The following is a 3,844-nucleotide window of genomic DNA, read 5'->3' on the forward strand; positions in this document are numbered from 1 at the left end:
TTTCCGGCTACTCCGTGGTCTCCTCGGAGTCCTCGGAGATGCGCAGGGAGAACGCCTGGAGGAAGATCTCGCCGATCTCGGTCGGGTCCTCGGTCATGTAGGCGGCGCCGCCGGTGGCGGCGGCGATCTCCTGGAGCGGCTCCAGGTTCTGCACGTCGGGCCCGAACGCGATCGTGATGATCGGGATCGGCCGTGACGGGCTCGCCAGGGACTCGATCTGGGACATCAGCTCGTCCAGCCCCAGGCCGCCGGGGTTGTCGTTGTCGCCGTCGGTCAGCATGAGGATGACGTTGGTCCGGTCGGGCTGGTAGGTGCGCGACATCTCCTGGTAGGCCGCCAGGTAGGTCTCGTACAGCGCCGTGTCCCCCTGCGGCAGGGGCTGGAGCGAGGCCAGCGCGCCCGCCAGGACGTCCCGGTGCGCGGTGCCGTCGTCGGCGGCCGCCTGGAGTTCGCGGATCGGCGCGATCTCCTGGTAGTGCAGTTCGTTGTTGACGTTGGTGGAGAACTCCCACAGGCCCAGCTCGGAACTGGGCGTGAACATCTCCAGGCCCTGCGTGGCGGCGGCGCTGGTCACCTGCATGCGGGTCATCCCGGTCCCGGGCACCTCGGCCAGCATCGAGCCGGAGATGTCCACGATCGCGAGCACCCGGGAGTCCATCTTGAGCTGGTTCCAGGTGCGGATCAGCCCGGTGATCGAGTCCGCGGCGGGCGTGGGCAGTTCGGTGGGCGGCTCGGCGGCGAAGCCGACCTCCTCGGTGAGCACGGAGGCGTCGATCTGCCCCTCGGGGCCGCGGAACCCCTCCGCGAGCAGCCGGGTCCGCGCCTCCTCCCCGCGCACCGCCTCGCGGAACTCCTCGGCGGCGCGGGTGACGGCGCTCTCCTCGCTGCGCACGACGTAGGGGTAGTCGAGGTAGTAGGTGCCGCCCTCCATGTAGCCGACCTGGGCGGGGGCGTCCCCGTGCGCGGCGTTGTAGCGCCACACGGCCTGCTCCGACATCACCATCACGGGCGGGGCCTCGGCGCCGCCGCCGCTGAGGGCGAGGAAGGCGGCCTCCTCGTCCGAGGACGCGCCCCGGTGCAGGCCCTGCAGGACCGCGGTCATCCGCGCGTTGAACGTGGCGGTGTCCGGGCTGGCCTCCTCCAGCGCTCCGTGCAGGAGGTAGAGGGTGCCCAGCCCCGTGGCGTTGCGGGCGGGGTCGACCACGCGGACGGTGCGCTCCGCCTCCTGGCCCGGGGCGGTGGTGGGCACGACCTCCGCCCAACTGCTCGGGGAGTTCCCGTCGGCGAACTCGGTGAGTTCGGCGAGGACCAGAGGCGAACGGGCCACGGAGGTGCCGGTCTCGGTGATGACGGCGTCGCCCGCCTGGCTCTGGACCAGGCGCGGCCACAGGGAGGAGTCCGGGATCCACACGTCGGAGTCGGTGTCGCCCATGGTGGCTCCCGCGCCGGTGATGCCGAAGGCGACGTTGGCGGAGTCGACCTGGCGCACCTGCACCTGTACGCAGCTCCCGTCCACCTGGTGCTCCTCCGCGTTGAAGTCGGAGGCGACGTCGGTCAGGGCCGGGGTGAGTTCGGGGCTGACCGCGACGTCCAGCGCGATGTCGGAACCGCCGCAGCCGTCGGACCGGCCGAACACGTAGACGCCCACCGCGGCGAGGCCGACCACGATCACCAGCGCGGCGGCCAGGGCGGCGAAGGCGCCGCCGCGGCCGCGACGGCGCCTGGACCGGCCGGAGGTCTCTTCTGCGTATCTTCCGCGGTGACGTCCCACAGCTTTCCTCACGGGTGGTGTACGGACGGGGGGTGCAGGGGGAGTGTTACTGGTGGGAAACGGTACTCAACAGTCCAGACCGGGTGAATGCCGACCGTGCCGCTCTCACGTCGGCGCTGTCGGGAGCCCGCCGGTGTGAACCCGGGCACAGTGCCGGTCATCTCAGGGATTCCGTCCGTTCCCCTCGTGTTCTCCTCTCCGTGCGAGACGGAACGAAATTCGATTCCGATACCCAATCGAGACCGCGTCGGCCGGAAAAGCGGCTCCGGTCGTCAGCTGTCGCAGTCGGGCACGCAAAGACGCCGTGAGATGGAGCTGAGGAAGATGTCGCCGATCTCGTCGGGGTCGTCGGTGACGAACAGCGAACCGCTGGTGGCGGCCGCGATCCGCCGCAGCTCCTCCTCCGCGACCTGCTGCTCACGCGACCCGAAGGCGATGATGAACATGCTGACCGGCCGCTCGGGGTCGAAGCGGTCCTGGAGCGCCGCCACCAGGTCCGCGTGCGCGATGTCGCTGGACCCCTCGTCCTGGCCGGCGGTGAGCAGGATGACGCTGTTGATCTTGTCCTCGTCGTAGTCGTCCTGCACCCGGTCGTAGGCGGCCAGGATGTTGTCGTACAGGCGCGAACCGCCGCCGCGGACCGCGATCTCCTCGGCCACCCCGATGAGTTCCCGGCGACGGGTGGCGGTGTCGCCCTGCTCCGCCCCGCCCAGGGGGTGCATGTCCGCGGCCTCGACGCGGCCGCTCGCGTTCTCGTCCGACATCAGCCACAGACCCATGTCGGTCTCGTCGGGGAACAGCGACAGGCCCATGAGCGCCGCCTGCTGGGCGACCTCCATCCGGGACGGGCCCCCGTCGAGGTCCTCCGCCATGTTCGCGGAGGTGTCGGCGAGCACCAGGGTGCGGCTGGGCATCGACAGCCGGTTCCAGTCGGTGACCGAGGCCAGCAGGGCGTCCCCGGTCAGGTCGTCGTGGGTGGGCGGCTCCTCCGCGGTCACACCGAACCCGTCGGGGTCCGCACCGGCCGTACCGGACAGGGTGCCGTCGGGGTCGCGGAAGCCGAGCTCCCGGAGCCGGGCGCGGTAGGAGTCCCGGCGCAGCACCTCGTGCAGGTCGGCGGCCGCGGACCGCAGCGAGGCCGTGTCGGTGGTGGTGACGTAGGGGTAGTCGAGGCTGACGGTGCCCTCGGTGGGGTAGTGGGCCTCCAGCGGCGGCGCGGACTCGGCGCGGTCGGCGTTGTAGGACACCACGGCCTGTTCGGGGACGGCGATCAGCGGGTCGACGCGCCCTCCGCCGCCTTCGCCGCTCCCGCCGCCGGTACGGCCGGAGCTGTAGAAGGTGGCGAGGTCGATCTCGCCGAACGCGCTGTCGAGCTGCACGTCGCGCACGAAGTCGGTCATGGCGGTGTCGGCTCCGTCACCGGTGCCCAGGTGTCGGCGGACCGCGTGCATGACGGCCATACCGTCCGCGCCCCGGTTGGGGTCCACCATCACCAGGGGGCGTTCGCGTTCGTCGGGCAGGACCAGGGGCCACCCGGCCTCGTCGGGCTCGGGCAGGCCCCCGCCGCCCCGCGGCGCGGCCAGGACGACCGGTGAGCTGGCCAGCGAGGGCGGTTCGGTGTCGATGCGGTGCGTGCCGCTCCCGGATACGCGGGTCAGTTCGACCCAGGCCGAGGACTCGGGCACCCACACGTGCGGGGCGATGGTGGAGTCGCCCGCCTGGCCGCCGGACAGGGCGGTCATGATGCGGTGCGGCGCGATCTCGTCCACCTGCGCGTACACGCACTCCCCGTCGTAGCTGGGGCGCTCGTCGTTGAACTCGCCCGCGGCCTCGCGGAGCACGGGCGCGATGCTCTGGGTCGCCGACACGCGCAGGTAGCGGGTGTCGCCGCAGCCGAGCATGTCGAGTCCGACCGGGACCGCGACCGCGGCCACCGCGATCAGGGCGACGGCGATCGCGGTGATCCCCAACGGCGACGCGACCACCCTGCGGGTGTTCGCGGCGGTCGGTGAGGCCTGTCGGTGGCGTCCACTGGGCACGGGCACTCCGGGGGGTCAATGCGGGGTCAACGCG

At 71.8% G+C, this 3,844-nt stretch carries 2 protein-coding genes; both read right to left on the reverse strand.

Translation table 11 applies throughout. The features are described 5' to 3' along the window. Positions 1–7: 7 nt before the first annotated feature. Positions 8–1,771: a substrate-binding and VWA domain-containing protein gene (locus DQW06_RS22865; RefSeq protein ID WP_117199284.1), complete on the reverse strand. Its 1,764-nt coding sequence runs from the start codon at positions 1,769–1,771 to the stop codon at positions 8–10. 272 nt (positions 1,772–2,043) lie between these two features. Beyond that, positions 2,044–3,810, reverse strand: coding sequence for a VWA domain-containing protein (locus tag DQW06_RS22870; RefSeq protein WP_013151622.1), 1,767 nt, complete (start codon positions 3,808–3,810; stop codon positions 2,044–2,046). Positions 3,811–3,844 lie beyond the last annotated feature (34 nt).

Source organism: Nocardiopsis sp. TNDT3 (genome assembly GCF_003427465.1).
In the GTDB taxonomy this organism is placed as follows: Bacteria; Actinomycetota; Actinomycetes; order Streptosporangiales; family Streptosporangiaceae; genus Nocardiopsis; species Nocardiopsis dassonvillei.